Below are 18,285 nucleotides of genomic sequence, written 5' to 3'. Positions count from 1 at the left end.
GGAACGGCGCACCGGGACGGGCCGGGTCGTCGAACGGCTCGGCCGGGCGCGGACGATACGGCCCACCGGCGCGCGCCGGGTCGCCGGACGGCCCGGGCGGACGCGGACGGCGGTCGGACGGCTCAGGTGGACGCGGGCGTTCGTCGGACGGCTCGGGGGACCTGGGCTGCAAGGGTGGCGGTGGGCCCGGGCGGTGGTCGGACGGCTCCGGGCCGACGGTCTCGGTCATGGCACCCCTGTCCGCCGTGCCCCGGACAGGAGGCTCGGCACGTCGCGCAGGCGGGGGTGGGTGACGGTGGCGCGCCTCGCGGCGGCCGCTCGTCACGCTAACAAGCGGTGGGCCGGCCGCTCGGCCGCCGCGCGGAGGCGATCAGTCGGCGGTCAGGTGGCGCACGATCGTCGCCGCCGGCCCGTCGGTCATCAGGATCGTGTAGTGGTTGGCATCGACCAGCTCGGTGACCAGCCACGGGGCCCGCTGCCGCCAGTGCGCGACCACCGGCTCGGGCAGCATGCCGGGCGGCTGGCCGAACATCCCGCGCGGGGCGTACAGCAGCGCGGTCGGCACGCGCAGCGCCAGCAGGTCGTCGCCGAACGAGTCGTTCCCGGTCAGCAGGTCCCGCCCGTCGGCGCGGACCGCCTCCGGGTCGACCCGGGAGCGCACCGCACCCGGCGCACCCGTCGCGTCGTAGCGGGCGTAGGCGGTCAGGTCGTCGCTCCACTGCGCGGCCAGCGCCGGATGGTTCCGGAACACGTCGACGTACGCCTCCTGGGACGGGTAGGTCTCGCGCAGCCGGGCGATCGCCGGGCCGAGGGTGGCGGTGAGCACCGCGTCGACGTCGAGATCGAACCCGGGGGGCACCGGCAGCGGCAGCCCGCCGTCGACGAGGACCAGCCGGGTGAACAGCTCCGGCACGCGGGCGGCGGCGCGCAGGGCCGCGTACGCCCCCATGGACTGGCCGACCAGCGCGACCGGCCGGCCCTGGCCGAACTGGACGGCGGCGGCGTGGATGTCCTCGGCGTGCCGGGACATCCCGTACGGGCCGGGCAGCGTGTTGCTGCCGCCCCGGCCGCGCAGGTCCAGCGCGATCAGGCTCCAGTCGTCGGGCAGGTGCCGCCCGACGGTGCGGAAGGCCATGCCGGAGGCGGTGATGCCGTGCGCGGCCACGGCGATCCTCGGGCCGGTGCCGAACCGTAGCGCGTTCAGCGTGCCGTCCGGCACCTGCACCGTCACCTGTTCCATCGGTCAACCTCTCGTAGGGGTCGGGTCGAGTCGGGTGGCCAGGTCGAGGGCGGCGCGGACCGGGTCGTCCGACCACCGGCCGGCGAAGCCGTCGAGGAGTCGCCACCCGGCGCGCAGCAGGGTGCGCTGCCTCTCCACGTGTGCCGCTATCCCGTCGGGGTGGACCGCGCAGATCATCCCGACCGCCCGCGCGTCGTCGCCGACGCACAGGTCCACCCGCCACCGCCCGACCGGGTAGTCCACCCGGACCGGCAACCCCATCCGGCGCAGCTCCGCGGCGAGGCGCGCCACCCACTCGTGGTCGGGGGTCTGCGGCCCGGCGTCGGCCGGCTCGGGGCCCCGCGCCGCGTACCGGAGGTAGTCGGCGAGCAGCCCGGTCGGCGCGTCCAGCGAGGTGACCATCGTCAGCCGCTGCCGGGCGCGGGTGACCAGCACGTTGAACAGGTTCGGCTCGGCGGCGAACCGGTGCCGGGCCGGCGGGTCGGCGTCGACCAGGCCGAGGGAGGCGACCACCAGGTCCGCCTCACTGCCCTGGAAGCCGTGCACGGTGCCGCAGCGCAGGCCCAGCCGCTCGATCTCCGGCGCCTCGAACGCGGCCAGCAGCGCCGCCTCGAGGGCGTCGGCCTGCGCCCGGAACGGGCTGAGCACGGCGATCCCGCCCGCCGGCGGGTCGTCGGCCAGCTTCCGGAGCAGATCGACCACGGCGTGCACCTCGGCCCGGTTGACCCCGTCGACCACCTCGGCGTCGGCCACCCGGAGCACGTCGATCACGTCGGCCCGCTCGTTGCCGGGATGCCGGGTCACCAGCTCCAGCCGGCCGGCGTAGAACCGGCGGGCGGAGAAGCCGATCAGGTGCGGCGCGGAGCGGTAGTGCTCGCCGAGCCAGGTGACCGGCGCCGCGCCGGCGGCCACGTCGAAGGCGCTGGAGCGGCGGACGTCCAACCGGTCGGCCAACGCCGCCAGGCCGTGCCGGCGCAGCGTGGCGGTGACGTCCACGTCGGCGACGAAGGAGACGAACCGCAGCTGCCGGGGGTCCCCGGCGACCAGCGTCCGGCGGGCCCGGGCCAGCACCGGCGCCGCCCGCAGCTGGTCGACGTGCGCGGCCTCGTCCAGCACCACCAGGTCGAACATGCCGGGCACCGGCGGCAGCAGGTCCTCCACGTCGGTGACCGTGCCGACCCACAGCGGCAGCGCCCGGACCAGCGCCGGCGCGTCCAGGTCGGCCAGCAGCTCCCGGCGGCGGTTGCGCCCGGCGCGCAGTGCCGCTCCGAGCGCCGCCGCGCTGCGCCGGCCCGGGCCGTCCCACCGCCGGGCACTGGCCGCCCGGTGCCGCATCGCCGTGCCGACCGCCGTGGCCAGCGCGGCGTCCGCGTCCACCAACGCCCGCCAGGCGGACCCCAGGTCGCTGCCGCCCCCGGCGGCGAGCCGGCCCGCGGCCCGTCCGGCGGCCGCCGCCCGCACCGCCGCCCGCAACCGGTCCACGGGTACGTCCGCCGCGGCGCCGGTCAGCCGGGCCAGCCGACGTCGGGCCCGGCCCCGCCGCACCCGCCGCCACCACCCGTCCGCCTCGGCCGTGACGGCGTCGAGGGCGGCCCGCGCCGCCGGCAGGTCGGCGTCCGGGTGAAACAGCGCGGGCGCGTCGGCCGCCAGGGCGGGCAGCAGCGGCTGCCAGTCGGGCAGCTCCGCGGCGAGCCGTTCGGTGTCCAGGGCGGCGTCGATGCCGGCCCGGATCACCCGCACCCGCTCCCGGGCCTCGGCCACCGCCGCGTCGGCGTCGCGCAGTCGCGCGTCGTCCGCACCCGCGGGCGCCCCACCGGCCAGCTCGACGGCGATGGTCTCCCGCCGCTCGGCGTCGCCGAAGAGCACCGGCGCGGGCCCGGGCCGGCGGCGCAGCAGCTCGCCGAGGACGTCGGCCGCGTGCACCGAGCGGGTCGCCACCAGCACCGACCCGCCCCGGTCCACGACGTCCAGCGCGGCGGCGACCAGGGTGTGGCTCTTGCCGGTGCCGGGCGGCCCGGAGACCACCACCACCGGCTCGGTCCGGGTCCGGCGCACCACGTCCCGCTGGGCGGCGTTCAACGGCAGCGGCGACAGCAGGCCGTCGTCGTCGGCGCCGACCCGCGCCTGCGGGTCGGCGAGCCGGCCCTGATCGGCGGGGCCGGCCGGCGCGGGCGGGGCGGGGGAGTCGACGTACACCCGGGCCAGCGCGGTGTCGGCGAGCCCGGGGCGGCCCGCCCAGCTCAGCAGGGTGTCGCGCAGCCCACCGGCCACCACGTCGCGGCTGACGAAGAGGCCGGCCACGGCGAGCCCGGTCAGCGTCGTGTCGTCGATCCGGGCCGGCGCCCGGGCCGCCACCTCGGCCACGATCAGCCCGACGGCCTGCGCCGCGGTCCGCAGCCAGGCGGCCGTGCCCGGCGCGGCCAGCCAGCCCGGCTCGGCCAGGCCCGGCGCCGCCTCCAGCCGGGCGGCCAGCTCCCGGTCCTCGACCAGCGGGCTCAGTTCCAGGTCGCCGGCCGGGGCCACCCGGTAGCCGCGCATCGTGCGTTCCAGCCGCACCGGCTGGGCCAGCAGCGGGGTACGTACCCGCCGGGAGCCCGCGTCGGTCGGCACGGCGCCGACCACGAAGGCCAGCCCGCGGCGCAGGATCCGCTCGTCGCGGTGCAGGGCGTCCAGGGCGGCCAGCCGGTCCGTGCGGGCGTCGCGGGGCGCCCGGTCCGGGGCGGGCAGCCAGATCAGCGGGCGGCCGGCGCCGGACACGTCGAGGACCCGCTCGGCGCCGGCCGGGGCCAGGTCGGCGAGCGCCGCGAGGATCGTCGCCGGCCGCACCCGGCGATTCTGCCCCACCGGCGGCGGTCGCGACGGCCCGCGGTGACGCCGACCGTACGGAGCTGGGCGAGCCGCGCCGCCGGGTGGCCGTCGCGCTGTCCGGGCAGCCCGGTGGCGGCGCCTGACCGCCGGTCAGTCCGGCTGGTCGAGGATCGCGGCGAACCGCTCCTCGGCCAGGTCCAGCTGACCGAAGATGTGCCGCTTCACCGGCGCCGACAGCGGGGTGTCCGGCCGCCCGATCAGCTCCCGCAAGACCGGCACCAGCGGCCGGTACTTGGCCGCCAGCCGGGCCACCTTGGGGCCCAGGGTGTGGATCACCCCGACCCCGTTGTCGGTGAAGTCGGAGACCTTGATGACCCGCGCCCACGGGTCGGCGTCCAGGCTGGCCGCCACGTGCTCGCGGTACTGCTGGTGCCGGTCGCGGTCCGGGTCGTACTCGGGATTGGTGACCGCGGCGACCAGGCCCGCCACCCGCGGGCCGAACCGGGCCGTCAGCGTGGCCAGCGCGGCCCCGGTGAGGTCCCCGTCGGCGCCGGGGCCGGCCAGCTCCGCCGGGTGGTCCTCCACCGCGTCGTGCAGCAACCCGGCGACGATCACGTCCACGTCGCGCACCTGGTAGTGGTGCATCATCCGGATCGCCACCCGCAGCAGGTGGTTCAGGTACGGCTCGCGCACCCGCCGGTCGTCGCGGTGCAGCTCGGCGGCGAGGTCGAGGGCCGCGGTGAGGCGTTCCCGGGCGGCCGGACCGAACGCGTCGGTCTCCATCCGGAACCGTTCCAGCAGCCCCGGTTCCCCGTGGATCTCGGTGATCGCGTGCATCGGCATGGTCGCGAGGTACGCGGGGAACGTCATGGATCACTTATAGCGGATCTTCACTACCCACCGGGACCCCGCCGTCACCGGCACGACACGACCGGCCCGGCTCAGGAGTCGCCGGAGACCCGCTTCACCAGCCGGACCGTGGTGCCGGTCGGGGAGCCCTCGACCCGGGCCTCGTCCATCAGCCGGGCCATGATCAGCCGGCCGCGGCCCCGGTCGAACCCGCTCGCCGCGGTGTCCCGCCACCCACCGGTGTCGGTCACCTCGATCTCCAGCCGGTCGGCGCGCAGCCGCCCCCGCACCGTCGTCGTGCCGCCCGCGGCGAACCGGTAGCCGTGCTCGATCGCGTTGGCGCACGCCTCACCCACCGCGATCAGCACCGCCTCCGCGTCCGACGCGCCCACCCCCAGCTCGGCCAGCCAGTCGCGCAGCGCCTCCCGGGTGGGGTGCAGCTGCGCCGGCTCGGCCGCCAGCGTGGCGTGGAACACCACCGGCTCCCGGTGCCGGTAGACCAGCACCGCCACGTCGTCGTCGCGTACCTCCGGCAGCAGGTCCCGGCAGAGCCGGTCCACCAGCTGCCCCTCCGGCAGGCCACGCCCGACGGCCAGCGTGTCCACCGCCCGGGAGATGCCGGCGTCGATCAGCTCCCGCCGCCGCTCCACCAGCCCGTCGGTGTAGAGCAGCAGCGTCGACCCGGCCCGCAGCTGCGCGCCGGCCTCCGGCCGGCCACTCACCGCCACACTGGCCAGCGGCACCGAACCGGCCCGGTCCAGCAGCTCGTGGCTGCCGTCCGGATGCATCAGCACGCCCGGCGGGTGGCCCGCGCACGAGTAGCGCAGCACCCCCAACGACCGGTCGACGATCGCGCAGAACACCGTGGTGTTGCCGCCGCCCGGCACCATCCGGGCGAAGTCGTCCAGCGCCCCGAGCACCTCCGCCGGGCTCTTGGCCTGCAACAACAGTGCCCGGCAGGCGTTGCGCAGCTGACCCATCACGGTCGCCGCGGGCAGGCCCCGGCCGACGCAGTCGCCGACCACCACACCGACCAGGTCACCCGGCAGCGGCACCACGTCGTACCAGTCGCCGCCCACCTCCAGCGGACGCACCGCCGGCTCGTAGCGGACCGCGAACCCGGTCGGCAGCTCAACCGGCCCCAGCATGGCCCGCTGCATGGCCAACGCCACCGCCCGCTGCGTCTCGTACGCCCGGGCCCGCACCAGCGCCTGCGCCAGCGCCGCGCAGAGCTGCCGCAGCAGCGGCAGGTCCACCGCGGCCACCGGGCGCGGCGGGTCCACCTCCAGCCACACCCCGCCCTCGGCACCCGGTTCGATCCGCGTGCCCACGCCGGTCAACCGGCCCCCGGCGTCCCGGTCGAGGTATGGCTCCCCGTCCGGCCGCAGCCCGGCGAGCACCTCGCGGACCCGGGCGGAGAGGCCGATCCCGGCCTCCACCACCACCGGCGCCCCCGCCCCGTCCAGGGCGACGGCCACGCCGCGCGCCCCGCGGACCACCTCACACAGCTCACCGAGCCCCGCGTCCAGCACCTCGGCGATGTCCGACGCCCCGGCGAGCCGGGAGGCCAGCGTGGCCAGCGCCTCGCTGCGGGCCACCGCACCGACCTCGGTGGTGACGTCCCGCAGGGTGGCCACGTAGAGCCGACGGTCGGTGCGCGGCTCACGGACCGAGTTGTAGACCGCCTCCACCCAGATCCGGTGCCCGTCGGTGTGCCGCATCGGCAGCGTCACCCGACCGCTGCCCACCCGCAGCGCGTCGGCGAACGCGGCCACGATCCGGTGGTGCTGCGCCGGCTCCAGCTCGGCGTCCGGCCACCACCGCGCGGTCGGGGCCGGCAGCTCGATCCGCTCCGACCCGATCAGCCGGAAGTACGCGTCGTTCGCCTCCACCAGCGTGCCGTCCGGCTCCACCACCGCGAACGCGTCCTGCAACGAGTCGATCAGCGCCGCCCGCCAGGTCGCCTCGTGACTGCGCAACCGGGACAGCTCCAGGTGCGACCGCACCCGGGCCAGCAGCTCCTCCGAGGAGAAGGGCTTGGCCAGGTAGTCGTCGGCGCCGGCGCGCAACCCCTCGACCGCGGCCTCCTCGCCGGCCCGGGCCGAGAGCACGATCACCGGCAGGCCCGCGGTGCGCCGGTCCGCGCGCAACTCCCGCAGCAGCCCCGTCCCGTCCAGCCGGGGCATCATCATGTCGGTCAGCACCAGGTCCGGCGGGTCGGCGAGCGCCGAGGCCAGGCCGTCGCGCCCGTCGGTCGCCGTGCGCACCCGGTAGTGCGGCGCCAGCAGGCCGGACAGGAACGCCCGCAGGTCGGCGTTGTCCTCCACCACCAGCACCGTCGGCGTGTCCCGGGGGTGGGCGACCGCGGCGGCGCCGAAACCGCCGCCCGGCGTCGCGGTCGCGGGCTCCAGCGCCGGGTACGCCGCCCGGTCCGGCCGCCGCAGCACGTCCGCCGCCGGCTCGCCCCCCGCTTCGCCGTACGGCAGCCGGACGGTGAACGTGGAGCCCTCGCCCTGCACCGAGCGCACCGCCACCGTGCCGCCGTGCAGCCGGACCAGCTGCTGGACCAGGGCCAGCCCGATGCCGGTGCCCTCGGCGGAACGGCCGACCGCCCCCGGCACCCGGTGGAAGCGGCGGAACAGCAGCGGCTGCTGGTCGGCGGGGATGCCGATCCCGGTGTCGGTGACCGTCAGGGTGACCTGCTCGGCGTCACCGCGCAGCCGCACCTCGATCCCGCCGTGCAGGGTGTACTTCAGGGCGTTGGAGAGCAGGTTGGTGATCACCTTCTCCCACATGTCCCGGTCGACGTGGCCGGTACGCGGCAGCGGGTCGACGTCCACCCGGTAGGTCAGCCCGGCCTGGCGTACGGCGTGGTCGAACGACTCGACGACCCCGGTGGTGAGCGCCGCCAGGTCGGTCGGGCTGCGCTCCGGGTCCAGCCGGCCGCCCTCGATCCGGGCGAAGTCCAGCATGTCGTTGACCAGCCGGCGCAGCCGCCCCACGTTGCGGCTGACCAGCTCCAGCCGCTGCCGCTGCACCGCCGGCAGCGGGTCCCGTTCGTCGGCCAGGCTCTCCTGCACCGGGGCGCTGATCAGGGTCAGCGGGGTGCGCAGCTCGTGGCTGACGTCGGTGAAGAACTCGGTCTTGGCCCGGTCCAGCTCGGCCAGGGCCACCGCCCGCCGCCGCTGGGCCTCGTACGCCAGCACGTCGGTCAGCGCCGTGGAGACCCGGCTGCCGACCAGCTCGATGAAGTGCCGGTACGGCTCGTCCAGCGGCAGGTAGGGGCTCACCCCGAGCACCAGCACCCCCACCGTGCGGCTGCGCCCGGTGGCCAGCAGCGGCAGCACCACCGCGTCGACCACCGGCGGTGGACCGGCCAGCTGCTCCGGCCGCCGCGTCTGGGGCAGGAGGTCACCCAGGCCGGTGATCCGGGTCGGCAGGCCGGTGCGCAGCGCCTCGATCACCTCGGGTCGGCGGTGCGTCTCGGTCAGCCCGTCGGGCATGGTGTCGCCGAACGAGGCGACCAGGGTCAGCTCGCCGGGCGCCGACCCGCCCTGCTCCTCCTCGCCGACGGCGGCGAACAGGTGGTCGTACAGGTGGATCTGGCCGACCAGCAGGTCCGCGCCGTCCCCGGCCAGCACCCGGGCCGCCGCGCGGGCGGCGTCGCCCGCCGTGTCGGCCTCGGCGATCGAGAGGTCACCCAACTCGCGCAGCAGCGCCAGCCGGCGGTCGCCGACCACCGGGCCGGTCACGTCGGAGGTGGCCACGAAGACCCCCACCACCGCCCCCGAGTCGTCGTGGATCGGGCTGTAGGAGAACGTCCAGTACGTCTCCTCCCAGTACCCGCGCCGGTACATGTAGAGCATGGTGCGATCGCCGTGCGCCGACCCGCCCCCGGCCAGCACCCCGTCGGCGAGCGGGCCCATCGCGTCCCACACGTCCGGCCAGCACTGCGCGGCGGGCTGCCCGATGGCGGCCGGGTACTTGTCGCCGAGCATCGGGGTGTAGGCGTGGTTGAAGATCTGCACCAGCTCCGGCCCCCACCAGACCAGCATGGGGATGGTCGACGGGAGCACCGTGCGGATCGCCGCCCGCAGCTCGGCCGGCCAGGTGTCCACCGGCCCCAACGGCGTGGCGGCCCAGTCGGTCGCCCGGTGCGCCGCGCTGGTCGGGTCGTGGCCGGGGAAGAGCCGCGCGAGGGCGTCCCGCCCCGTCGCGTCGTCGCCCGTCCCACCGGTCACTGGCGGCCACCTTCCGTCCTCGTCGCCCGGGCGTACGCCTCCGTACCGGTACCCGCGGCACCCATTGTCCCCACTGCGCGACCAGTTCGAACGCCCACCCGCCTGTGAGCTGGCGCGCGCCCCGCACCGGAGCGGCGCAACCACGCCGCGCGGGCGTCCGGACCGGCGCAGAATCGACGGATGGACCGCCTGTGGGAGGCACTGCTCGGGTTGCCGCCCGCGTTGGTCCTCCTCCTGGCCTTCCTGCTGCCGGCGCTGGAGGCGTCGACCTTCCTCGGGCTGCTGGTGCCCGGGGAGATCGCCGTGCTGCTCGGCGGCGTGTACGCCCACGACGGGCGGCTGCCGCTGGTGGCGGTGGTGCTCGCCGCGCTGGCCGGGGCGGTCCTCGGCGACCAGGTCGGCTACCTGGTGGGCCGCCGGTACGGCCGCCGGCTACTGGACCGGACCCCGCGCCGGTTCGTCCGCTCCGACGAACTGGCCCGCGCCCTCGACCTGGTCCGGCGCCGGGGAGCGGCGGCGGTGGTGGTGGGGCGGTGGGCGGCGGCGCTGCGGGCGCTGGTGCCCGGGCTGGCCGGGCTCAGCGGCATCCCACGGCGGGCGTTCACCCTGGCCAACCTCGCCGGCGGCGCGCTCTGGGCCGTCGCGGTGAGCGGGCTCGGCTACCTGGCGGGGGCGTCGTACCGGCTGGTGGAGCGGCGGCTCGGGCTCGGCGGCGAGGCGCTGCTGGCGCTGGTGGTCGTGGTGGTGCTGGTCCGGTTCTGGCGGCACCGCAGGTCGGCGCGGCACCGGGGCTGACCGGCCGGGTTCAGTGCGGCGGCCGGCCCTGCACCCGGTACGCGATGGCCTCGTGCCAGGTGTGCGGATAGACGCCCACCTCGAAGTAGCGGCGGAACCGGTTGATCGGGGCGTTGGCGTGGTCGTGCCAGAGCAGCCAGACCGGCGCCACGGTGAACAGCACCCAGTTCGCGGCCACCAGCGGCAGGTAGAGCGGGCCGAGCAGCCGGGCCTGGAGGATGTGTACGTCCTCGTGCCGCTGGATGCCCGGTGACGCGCCCGCGCAGACCGTGCCGACGGTGGTGGCGTACCGGGGCCAGACCCCCTCGACCAGGTTGATCCGGCCCCGGTGCCGGCAGGTCTCGCGGTCGAGTCGGTGCCCGGCGGCCAGGTGCCCGGCGAGGAACGCGGCGCCGAGCGCGGTGTTCGGCAGGCTCCAGGTGTGGTCGACGGCGAAGAGCAGCACGCCCCGGGCGTCCGGCCGGTACGCGCCGGTGGTGGCCACCGCCCAGCCGAACGGCACGCCGAGCAGCAGCCCGGCGACGACGCCCACCGCCAGTCCCGGCCGGCCACCGGCCGCCGCGCCGAGCAGGGCGCCGGCCACCACCTGGACCAGCGCGGTGAGGATGCCGAAGCCCACGCCGATCACCTCCCAGCCGGCTGTCAGTGTGCCTGCGCGCCGCCCGCCCCTGCGGCGGGCGGCGTCGGCCCGGGGATGATCCGGAAGACCGGATAGCGGGCGGCGATCGGCGCGAACTCGGCGACCGGGGCGTGCCGGTCCACCGGCAGGTGCGCCCGGGCCCCCGGGGCGAGGGCCAGGTAGCGGCGCAGGATCGGGGCCCGCTCGGCCTCCGGCACCTCGTCGAGGCGGACCTGCTCCCGGTCGCCGTGCCGCAGCACCGCCCGGCCGCCGGCGGCCCGGACGTTGCGGACCCAGTTGGCGTCCTCGCCGAGCATCGAGACCAGGTAACGCCCACCCCCGTGGTCCGCCACGACCACCGGCACCTCCACGGTCCGGCCGGTACGCCGACCGGGCACCTCCAGGGTGACCCAGTTCCGGGGCGCCCACCCGACGGAGAACTGCCGGGCGGCGAACCGGTTCAGCGACCGGGCGAGCCAGTTCGGCCGGCCGTCCCGGTACATCCACCGCCGGTGCCGGGCGAACAGCCCGCCGGGGCTCCTGGTGTCCATCGCGACCCTCCCTCTGCCGACCGCCCCTTCATCGGACCGCTGCCGCGCCGGTGGCGGCAGGGCCGAGGGGCCCGTCGTCGCGGGCCGGTCAGCTCGCCCGGCGGCCCCGCGCCGGATCGCCCAGCGGCACCACCCGCCGGTCGCCAACCCGGGTCATCGTGGCCAGCGGCCGGGTGGCCAGGGCCACGAGCCGGGCCAGCCCGGGGCGGCCCTGCCGGCGCAGCAGGGGCGGCCCGAGCCGCTGCATCACCGCGGTGAGCGCCGGCAGCGGCCGGCCGAAGAGGGTCAGCTCCCGGATCAGCCCCGCAGCGTCCAGCCGCAGCAGCTGCGCCTCCTCGACCTGCTGGCCGTCGACCGTGCCGTGGAAGAACAGCGCCCGGGTGTCCCCGGAGCCGACGGCGGTGTGGAACCGGATGCCGTCGATCACCCCGTACGCGGCGGCCAGCATGTCGCCCACCTGGGCCGGCCCGTGGAAGCGGAACCGGGCGGTCAGCGGGGAGATCACCGCCACGTCGGGGGCGAGGCAGCGCACCGCCTCGGCGGCGTCGGCCCGTTCCCCGGCGGCCCGCCACCGGGCGATCGTGCGGTCGTACCGGTCGTCGCCGGTGGGTTCCATGGCCGCCTCCCGCGCTCGCCGGCCGCAGTGGGCCGGAGTGCCCCGTCGTCATCGTGCCAGTAGGAGTCGGCGCCGTGACCCCGCCGGGTCGGTGGATCAGGCCGGCGGTGGGGTCCAGTCCGCGTACCGGGCCATCGCCCGCAGCGCCATCCGGGCCGGGGTGAGTCGCAGGACGGTGTCGCGGGCGGCCACCGCGAGGGGGTTGCGCAGCTGCTGGCCGTACCGGCCGGCGCGCAGCGACGCCCGGGCCACCTCCTGGGTACGCGGCCGCCGCTGCCGGTCGTACGCGGCCAGCGCGGACGACACGTGGGCCGGTCCGGTGGCGCACGCCGCGCCGAGCGTCACCGCGTCCTCCAGCGCCAGTTGGGCGCCCTGTCCCAGGTTGGGGGTCATGGCGTGCGCCGCGTCGCCGAGCAGCGCCACCCGTCCCCGGACGTACGACGGGAGCGGGGTGGCGAGGTGCTGGATGTCGTGCCTCAGCACGGCCTCCGTCGGGGTGGCGGCGACCAGTGCCGGGATCGGGTCGTGCCAGGACCCGAAGCGGTCGAGCACGGCGCGCCGACCGTCGGTGTCGCGGCCACCGGGCGGGGCGGTCACCGCGCCGTACCAGTAGATCCGCCCGTCGCCCATCGGCACGATGCCGAACTCGGCGCCCGGGCCCCAGGTGACCGCCGTGGGCAGCGGGTGCGGCCAGGCCAGCACGGCGCGCCAGGCCGTGGAGCCGGCGTACAGCGGGGGCGGAAGGTCGGGCCAGAGCCGGGTGCGCAGCACGCTGCGCAGGCCGTCGGCGCCGACCACCAGATCGCCCCGGACGGTCGCGGCGCTGCCGGCGGCGCGGTAGTGGACGTCGCCGGTGGCGGGCTCCACGTCGGTGACCCGGGCGCCGGTGACCAGCGTGTCCGCCGGCAGCGCGGCGCGCAGCAGGGCGTGCAGCTCGGCCCGGTGGATGCCGACCGCGCTGGTGCCCAGCGTGCGTTCCAGTTCCGCCGCGGGCACCCGGGACAGCCAGCGCCCGCTCCGGTCGCGCAGGCCGCCGGCGGTGTCGGTCCGACCGTGGGCCCGGACGGCGACGCCGAGGTCCAGCGCGTCGAGGGCGCGCAGGCCGTTGGCCGTCAGAGACAGGCCCGCGCCGATCTCCCGTGGCTCGGCGGTGCGCTCCAGCACGCTGACCCGCCAGCCGTGGCGGTGCAGCGCCAGCGCCGCCGCGAGACCGCCGATGCCGCCGCCGACCACGATCGCCCGTCCCGAGGTCATGGCGCCCTCCCGCTTCTTCTACATCTGTAGAAGCTCATACTACCGCCGTGGCACCGGTGGCAGGGGAGCAGCGCTCGGGCGGTCGGAGCGCCCGGGTGGCGGCGCTCGCCGACGCGGCCATCGCGCTGCTCGCCGAGGGCGGGATGCGGTCACTGACCCACCGGGCGGTGGACGCACGCGCCGGCATGCCGCTCGGCACCACCTCGGCCTATCTGCGCACCCGGCAGGCGCTGATCGAGGCGGTGGTGCAGCGGCTGGCCGACCTGGACCGGGCGGACATCGCCGCCGAGGAACTCCCCGCCGACCCGCAGGCCACCGCCCTCCCGGCCCGGCTCACCGCCGCGGACCTCGACCGGCTCGCCGTCGGGATCGCGGCGGTGCTCGACCACTGGCTGACCGTGGGCCGCGACCGCACCCTGGCCCGGTACGCCTGCCTGCTCGAGGCGGTGCACCGCCCCGAACTGCGCCGCATCCTCGACCACGGCACGGTGCTCCGGGTGCAGGCCCGCGACCTGCTCGCCCGGGCCGGCGCCCCCGACCCCCGGCGGCAGGGCGACCAGTTCGTCGCCTTCGTCGACGGCCTGCTCTTCGACCGGCTGGTGGGCGCGGGCGCCCTCGACGCCCCGCCGCCGGGCAGCCCCCGGAGCCGGGACGACCTGCGCGCCGCCGTGCGGGCGGCGTTGCGAGGGTTCACCGGGACGTGACGTGGCGCCCGTCGGACGCGCCGCGCTGGCGAGCGGGGCGGGCGAGGAGCACCCTGGGTGGGTCGATCAACCCGGGAGGATGCGGCGATGGCGCGGTGGACTTGGCTGCGTACGGCCCTGCGGCGGCTGCGGGCCGGCTGGCTGCCGGTGGTCGAGGCGACCCTGGCCGCGACCATCGCCTGGCTGCTCGCCACCCGGTTGGTCGGCCACCCGCAGCCGTTCTTCGCGCCGGCCGCGGCGCTGATCGTCCTCGGTCAGGCCCGGGGCCAGCGGATGCGCCGGGCCGTGGAGGTGGTCCTCGGGGTGGCCGCCGGGGTGCTGGTGGCCGACCTGGTGGTGCAGGCCCTGGGCCCGCGCACGACCTGGACCGTGTTCACCGTCATCCTGCTCACCGTGGCCCTGGCGGTGGCGATCGGGGCGAGCAGCGTCTCCGTGGTGCAGGCCGCCGTCTCCGCGCTGTACCTGGTGGTGGTCTCGCCGCCGACGGAGTCGCTGGTGCCGTTCCGGTTCGTCGACGCGCTGATCGGCGGCGCGGTGGCGCTGGCCGCCAGCCAACTCGTCGACGCCCGCCGGCCGCTGGCTCCGCTGGTCGGTCAGCTCCGGCAGACCTTCACCGAGATCGGGGACCTGCTGGAGGAGGTCGCCGGTGCCCTGGACCGCGCCGACGAGACCGCCGCGCTCGCCGCCCTGGACCGGGCCCGCCGGGCCGACGCGGCGGTGCAGGGGCTGCGGGACGCCGTGCTCGCCGCCGGCGAGGCGTTGCGGCTCAACGTCCGCCGCCGCAGGGACATCGGCCGGCTGCGCTCGGTCGACGCCTCCATCCGACAGATCGACTACGTGGTGCGCAACGTCCGGGTGCTGGCCCGGGCCGGGGTGACCCTGACCCGACAGCCGTCCCCGGTCCCCGCCGACCTGGGCACGGCCGTCCGCTCGCTGGCCGAGGCCGTGCGGGCCGGCGGCGCCGCGTTCGCCGCCGACCTGACCGGCCCGGCCGACGCCGCCGACCGGCACGCCGCCGCCGCGGAGAGCGCCGCGCTGACCGCGGTACGCACCGCCGGGCGGCTCTACGCCCCGGGCCCCACCCTGCCGCTGGCCATGGTCATCGGTCAGGTCCGGGCCACCGCCATCGACCTGCTCCGGGGGGTACGCGGTGACGACGACGCGGCCGTGCTGGACCGGGTCGACGAGGCGATCGGCCTGTCGGTGCGCTGACCCGGCGCGGCCGGGACCGGTTCAGCGCAGCCGGGTGCGCCGGCCGGCGACGCTGGAGAGCCACTCCACCGCGTGCTGGCGGATCGCCGTCGGCACCTCGTGCCCGCCGTCGAACTCGTGGTAGTCGACCTGGTAGCCGAGGGTGTTGAGCCGGGGCACCAGGCGTCGGCTGCACACGTCCACGGGGAGCACCTGGTCACCGGTGCCGTGCGAGACGAGGACCCGGGGCCGGCCGTGGGTCACCATCGGCGCGGCGAAGCCGGGGGAGAAGGCCAGCACCGCGGCGAACAGGTCACCGTTGGTCAGGCCCAGGCTGAGCGCGTACGACGCGCCGTCGGAGAAGCCGCCGGCGACCACGCACTCCACCGGCCAGGCCTGGAACGCGGCGGCCAGCAGCATGTCGATCCGGCGTACGTCCGGGCCGAAGCCCTCCACGACGAGGTCCCAGCTGCTCGCCACGGACTGCGGCGCGACCAGCAGCAGCCGGTGCCGGTCGGCCAGCGGCAGCAGCAGGTCCAGGCCCTGCTCGGCGGTGCCCCCGGCGCCGTGCAGCAGCAGCACCAGCCGCAGCGGCCGGTCGCCCGCCCCGGCCGGCGCGTACGCCAGCCCCAGCGCCTCCCCGTCCGGGCCCGTCAGCGGCATCCGGCCGGAACCGCCCGCGGTCACCGGTGGGGCCGGGCGGGCGGTCAGCCGCCCGTGCCGGGGGTTCTCCTCCGGCTGCCGGTGCGGTGGCGCGGGCTCGGCCACGTGGCTGTCTCCTCCGGGTCGCTGCGGCGTCCGGAGCGGTCTACCCGGCGTGGGCGGGGTTAACCGGCGCTCCCGGCCCCCACCTGCGCCGACCGCCCATGATCCCGCCGGTTGGCGCAGCTCACCCGCCGCAACCCTGTTGCGCCGGGGGCACCCGGGGGTATGGGATCGTGCCCAGGCGCCCGGGGATCCCCACCGGACCGCCCGCCCCAGGAGAGGAACCGCCAACCGTGAGCAGCACCGACACGCCGGTCGTCCCGGCCGGCGCCGAACCGGTGGACGCCCGCCGGGTCCGCGCCGCCCGTACCGGCGTCGCCGTCGTCTTCGCGCTCAACGGGCTCGCGGTGGCCTCCTGGTTCTCCCGCGTCCCGGCGGTACGGGAGGCGCTGGCGCTCAACCCGGGCCGGCTCGGCCTGCTGCTGCTGGCCATGTCGTGCGGCGCGCTGCTGGCCCTGCCCACCGCCGGCCTGATCGCCCAGCGGTTCGGCGCGGCCCGCACGGTGCGCGCCGCGACGACCCTGCTGGCCGTGGGCCTGGCCGGCGCCGGGCTGGCCGCCGGGGCCGCCGGATCGCTGCCCGGGGTGGCGGCGGCCCTGTTCGCCATCGGCTACGGCTCGGGCACCTGCGACGTGGCGATGAACGTCGAGGGCGCGGCGGTCGAGCGGCGACTCGGGCGGACCGTGATGCCCCGCTTCCACGCGGCCTGGAGCCTCGGCTCGGTGGCCGGCGCCGGGCTGGGCGCCGGGTCGGCCCGATGGGGTGTGCCGATCGGCGTGCACCTGGCGGTGCTGGCCGTGGCGGTGCTGGCCGGGACGTTGGCCGGCGCCCGCCACTTCCTGCCGGCCACGCCGTCGGCCCCGGCCACCGCGGGCGGCGCGCCGACCGGCCGGCGGGGCGCGCTGGCCGCCTGGAAGGAGCCGCGGACGCTGCTCATCGGCGTGTTGGTGCTGATCATGGCGTTCACCGAGGGGAGCGCCAACGACTGGCTCGCGGTGGCCTTCATCGACGGGTACGGGCTCAGCGAGGCCGCCGGCGCGGCGGTGTTCGGGGTGTTCGTGGTCGGCATGACGGTGGGTCGCACCGCCGGCACCGTGGCGCTGGACCGCTGGGGCCGGGTGCCGGTGCTGCTCGCGACGATCCTGCTCGCCGTGGCCGGCGCGGCCCTGACGGTGCTCGCCGGCTCCGGCGCGCTGGCCGTGGTCGGGGTGGCCATGTGGGGGCTGGGCGCCTCGCTGGGGTTCCCGGTCGGGATGAGCGCCGCCGCCGACGAGGAGGACCGGGCACCGGCCCGGGTCAGTGTGGTGGCGGCGATCGCGTACACCGCCTTCCTCGCCGGGCCGCCGCTGCTCGGCCTGCTCGGCGACCGCACCGGTACGCTGCGCGCCCTGCTGCTGGTGCCGATCCTGCTGCTGCCCGCGCTGCTGCTGGTCCCGGTCACCCGCCGCCCGGCCGGCGCGCGCTGACCGCTCGGTTCCCGGCCGGTCACGGGTGCGCCCGGCGCGCGGGCGGTCAGTCGCGCAGCCAGATCCGCAGCGGCCCCACGGTGGAGAAGCCAGCCCGGGCGGCGGCGGCCAGGTCGTCGCCGGACTCGTAGCCGACCAGCGCGACGCCCGGCGGGGCGGATCGGCAGACCGCCGGCCACACGTCGGCGCCGAAGACGTTCGACACCCCGGTGACCCGCGGCCCGCGGGTGAGCACGGCGCCGCCGGTGACCCCGCCGTCGGGGGCGTACCGGGCGAGCAGGGTGACCCGGGGGTCGGCGAGCAGCGCCGGCCGGAACACCGGGCCGCCGCCGTGTGCCGCCGCCCAGCGGGCCAGCGCCCCCGTGGTGGTCACCGGGGTCAGCGCCGGTCCGGCGGGTGGGTCGACGGGCGGGCGGTGGATCCAGTCGGCGGCGAAGAGCACCCGGAAGCCGTACCGGCGCAGGTCGAGGTCGGCGAAGCTGTCCTTCACCGACGCGCCGGGACCGGCGTCGATCCGGGCCGGCAGCGCGTCGGGATCCACGCCCCGGCGGAGCGTGACGGCGTCCGGGTAGAGCGGTGGGGAGCGGCGCGGCACCGACCAGGCGTCGGCGTCGACGACGCCGGTCAGGCCGTGCCCGGCGCAGACCGCGGCGCACCAGTCGGCGTTGTCCCGGGCGGCGGCGACGATCGGATCCACCGGGGCAGGGTAGGGGTGGCGGGCGGCCGGTGTCGCGCGATATTGCCGCGGGTCGCAGGGATCTCCCATCCGGCTCGCAGCCGGCTGCCAGCCCCGGGTGCTGCACTGGGGGAGCGCCGAGCGAGAGGAGCCGACATGGGCTGGTTCAACCGGCGGTCCCGCCCGGACGGGACGATCCCCACCAAACTGGACCGGGAGGGCGACCGGGACGACCTGGCCGCGTTGGCCGACTTCGTGGCCAGCCGGCGCGGGGTGGAGTTCTACCTGGAGCCGGAGACCACCGCCACCGACACCACCGTGGTGGCGATCGCCCACGACGGCGAGTGGATCAGGCGGCGTACCGGCTCGCCCGGGGTGGCGGCCAAGCTCGCCCACCGGCACGCGGTGCCGCTCTACGAGGCGGCCCGGACCGGCTACCCGGAGCGGATGCGGGCCTGGAACCGGGCCCACCCGGAGCGCCGGGCCCGCTGACCCGGCGACGGCGAACGG

General features: G+C 77.2%; 15 protein-coding genes. 5 read left to right on the top strand and 10 right to left on the bottom strand.

Features of this window, described 5'->3' with window-relative positions:
- Positions 1-370: 370 nt before the first annotated feature.
- From GA0070564_RS09170 to GA0070564_RS30190, 4 genes are all read right to left on the bottom strand, one after another.
- The gene (locus GA0070564_RS09170) at positions 371-1,240 is read right to left on the bottom strand and encodes an alpha/beta hydrolase (protein WP_091605739.1); all 870 of its coding nucleotides are present in this window, start codon (positions 1,238-1,240) and stop codon (positions 371-373) included.
- Positions 1,241-1,243: 3 nt separating this feature from the next.
- Positions 1,244-4,066 (bottom strand): AAA domain-containing protein, encoded by a 2,823-nt coding sequence (locus GA0070564_RS09165; RefSeq protein WP_091605736.1) that lies wholly within the window; start codon positions 4,064-4,066, stop codon positions 1,244-1,246.
- Between the two features lie 132 nt (positions 4,067-4,198).
- A complete protein-coding gene (locus GA0070564_RS09160) occupies positions 4,199-4,918 on the bottom strand; it encodes an HD domain-containing protein (RefSeq protein ID WP_091605733.1) in 720 nt (239 codons plus the stop codon).
- A 71-nt stretch (positions 4,919-4,989) separates the two neighbouring features.
- A complete protein-coding gene (locus tag GA0070564_RS30190; RefSeq protein WP_091605730.1) occupies positions 4,990-9,138 on the bottom strand; it encodes a SpoIIE family protein phosphatase in 4,149 nt (1,382 codons plus the stop codon).
- 180 nt (positions 9,139-9,318) lie between these two features.
- Here GA0070564_RS30190 and GA0070564_RS09150 point away from each other — a divergent pair, with 180 nt between their 5' ends.
- Positions 9,319-9,933 (top strand): DedA family protein, encoded by a 615-nt coding sequence (locus GA0070564_RS09150; protein ID WP_091605727.1) that lies wholly within the window; start codon positions 9,319-9,321, stop codon positions 9,931-9,933.
- 10 nt (positions 9,934-9,943) lie between these two features.
- Here the strand turns inward: GA0070564_RS09150 and GA0070564_RS09145 are convergent, their stop codons facing one another.
- From GA0070564_RS09145 to GA0070564_RS09130, 4 genes are all read right to left on the bottom strand, one after another.
- A complete protein-coding gene (locus GA0070564_RS09145) occupies positions 9,944-10,552 on the bottom strand; it encodes a glycine zipper family protein (protein WP_091607040.1) in 609 nt (202 codons plus the stop codon).
- 23 nt (positions 10,553-10,575) lie between these two features.
- Positions 10,576-11,103 (bottom strand): nitroreductase family deazaflavin-dependent oxidoreductase, encoded by a 528-nt coding sequence (locus GA0070564_RS09140; protein WP_245669880.1) that lies wholly within the window; start codon positions 11,101-11,103, stop codon positions 10,576-10,578.
- A gap of 88 nt (positions 11,104-11,191) precedes the next feature.
- Positions 11,192-11,719: a nuclear transport factor 2 family protein gene (locus tag GA0070564_RS09135; RefSeq protein ID WP_091605724.1), complete on the bottom strand. Its 528-nt coding sequence runs from the start codon at positions 11,717-11,719 to the stop codon at positions 11,192-11,194.
- A 96-nt stretch (positions 11,720-11,815) separates the two neighbouring features.
- Positions 11,816-12,973, bottom strand: coding sequence for an FAD-dependent monooxygenase (locus GA0070564_RS09130; RefSeq protein ID WP_091605720.1), 1,158 nt, complete (start codon positions 12,971-12,973; stop codon positions 11,816-11,818).
- Positions 12,974-13,020: 47 nt separating this feature from the next.
- Here GA0070564_RS09130 and GA0070564_RS09125 point away from each other — a divergent pair, with 47 nt between their 5' ends.
- Entirely contained in the window at positions 13,021-13,677 is a 657-nt protein-coding gene (locus GA0070564_RS09125) for a TetR/AcrR family transcriptional regulator (protein WP_245669879.1), read from the top strand.
- An 87-nt stretch (positions 13,678-13,764) separates the two neighbouring features.
- Positions 13,765-14,889: an FUSC family protein gene (locus tag GA0070564_RS09120; RefSeq protein ID WP_091605712.1), complete on the top strand. Its 1,125-nt coding sequence runs from the start codon at positions 13,765-13,767 to the stop codon at positions 14,887-14,889.
- 21 nt (positions 14,890-14,910) lie between these two features.
- Here GA0070564_RS09120 and GA0070564_RS09115 read toward each other — a convergent pair whose 3' ends face one another.
- Positions 14,911-15,636 (bottom strand): alpha/beta hydrolase, encoded by a 726-nt coding sequence (locus GA0070564_RS09115; RefSeq protein WP_245669878.1) that lies wholly within the window; start codon positions 15,634-15,636, stop codon positions 14,911-14,913.
- Between the two features lie 230 nt (positions 15,637-15,866).
- Here GA0070564_RS09115 and GA0070564_RS09110 point away from each other — a divergent pair, with 230 nt between their 5' ends.
- Positions 15,867-17,099, top strand: coding sequence for an MFS transporter (locus tag GA0070564_RS09110; protein WP_425412432.1), 1,233 nt, complete (start codon positions 15,867-15,869; stop codon positions 17,097-17,099).
- Between the two features lie 46 nt (positions 17,100-17,145).
- Here the strand turns inward: GA0070564_RS09110 and GA0070564_RS09105 are convergent, their stop codons facing one another.
- A complete protein-coding gene (locus GA0070564_RS09105; protein ID WP_091605705.1) occupies positions 17,146-17,796 on the bottom strand; it encodes a hypothetical protein in 651 nt (216 codons plus the stop codon).
- 135 nt (positions 17,797-17,931) lie between these two features.
- Here GA0070564_RS09105 and GA0070564_RS09100 point away from each other — a divergent pair, with 135 nt between their 5' ends.
- Complete coding sequence (locus GA0070564_RS09100; protein WP_091605702.1) at positions 17,932-18,267, top strand: hypothetical protein; 336 nt, start codon at positions 17,932-17,934, stop codon at positions 18,265-18,267.
- The last annotated feature ends 18 nt before the right edge of the window (positions 18,268-18,285 follow it).

Origin of the sequence: Micromonospora mirobrigensis, assembly GCF_900091555.1 — a bacterium.
Classification (GTDB): Bacteria; Actinomycetota; Actinomycetes; order Mycobacteriales; family Micromonosporaceae; genus Micromonospora; species Micromonospora mirobrigensis.
This window is presented reverse-complemented; position numbering and strand designations above follow the sequence as displayed.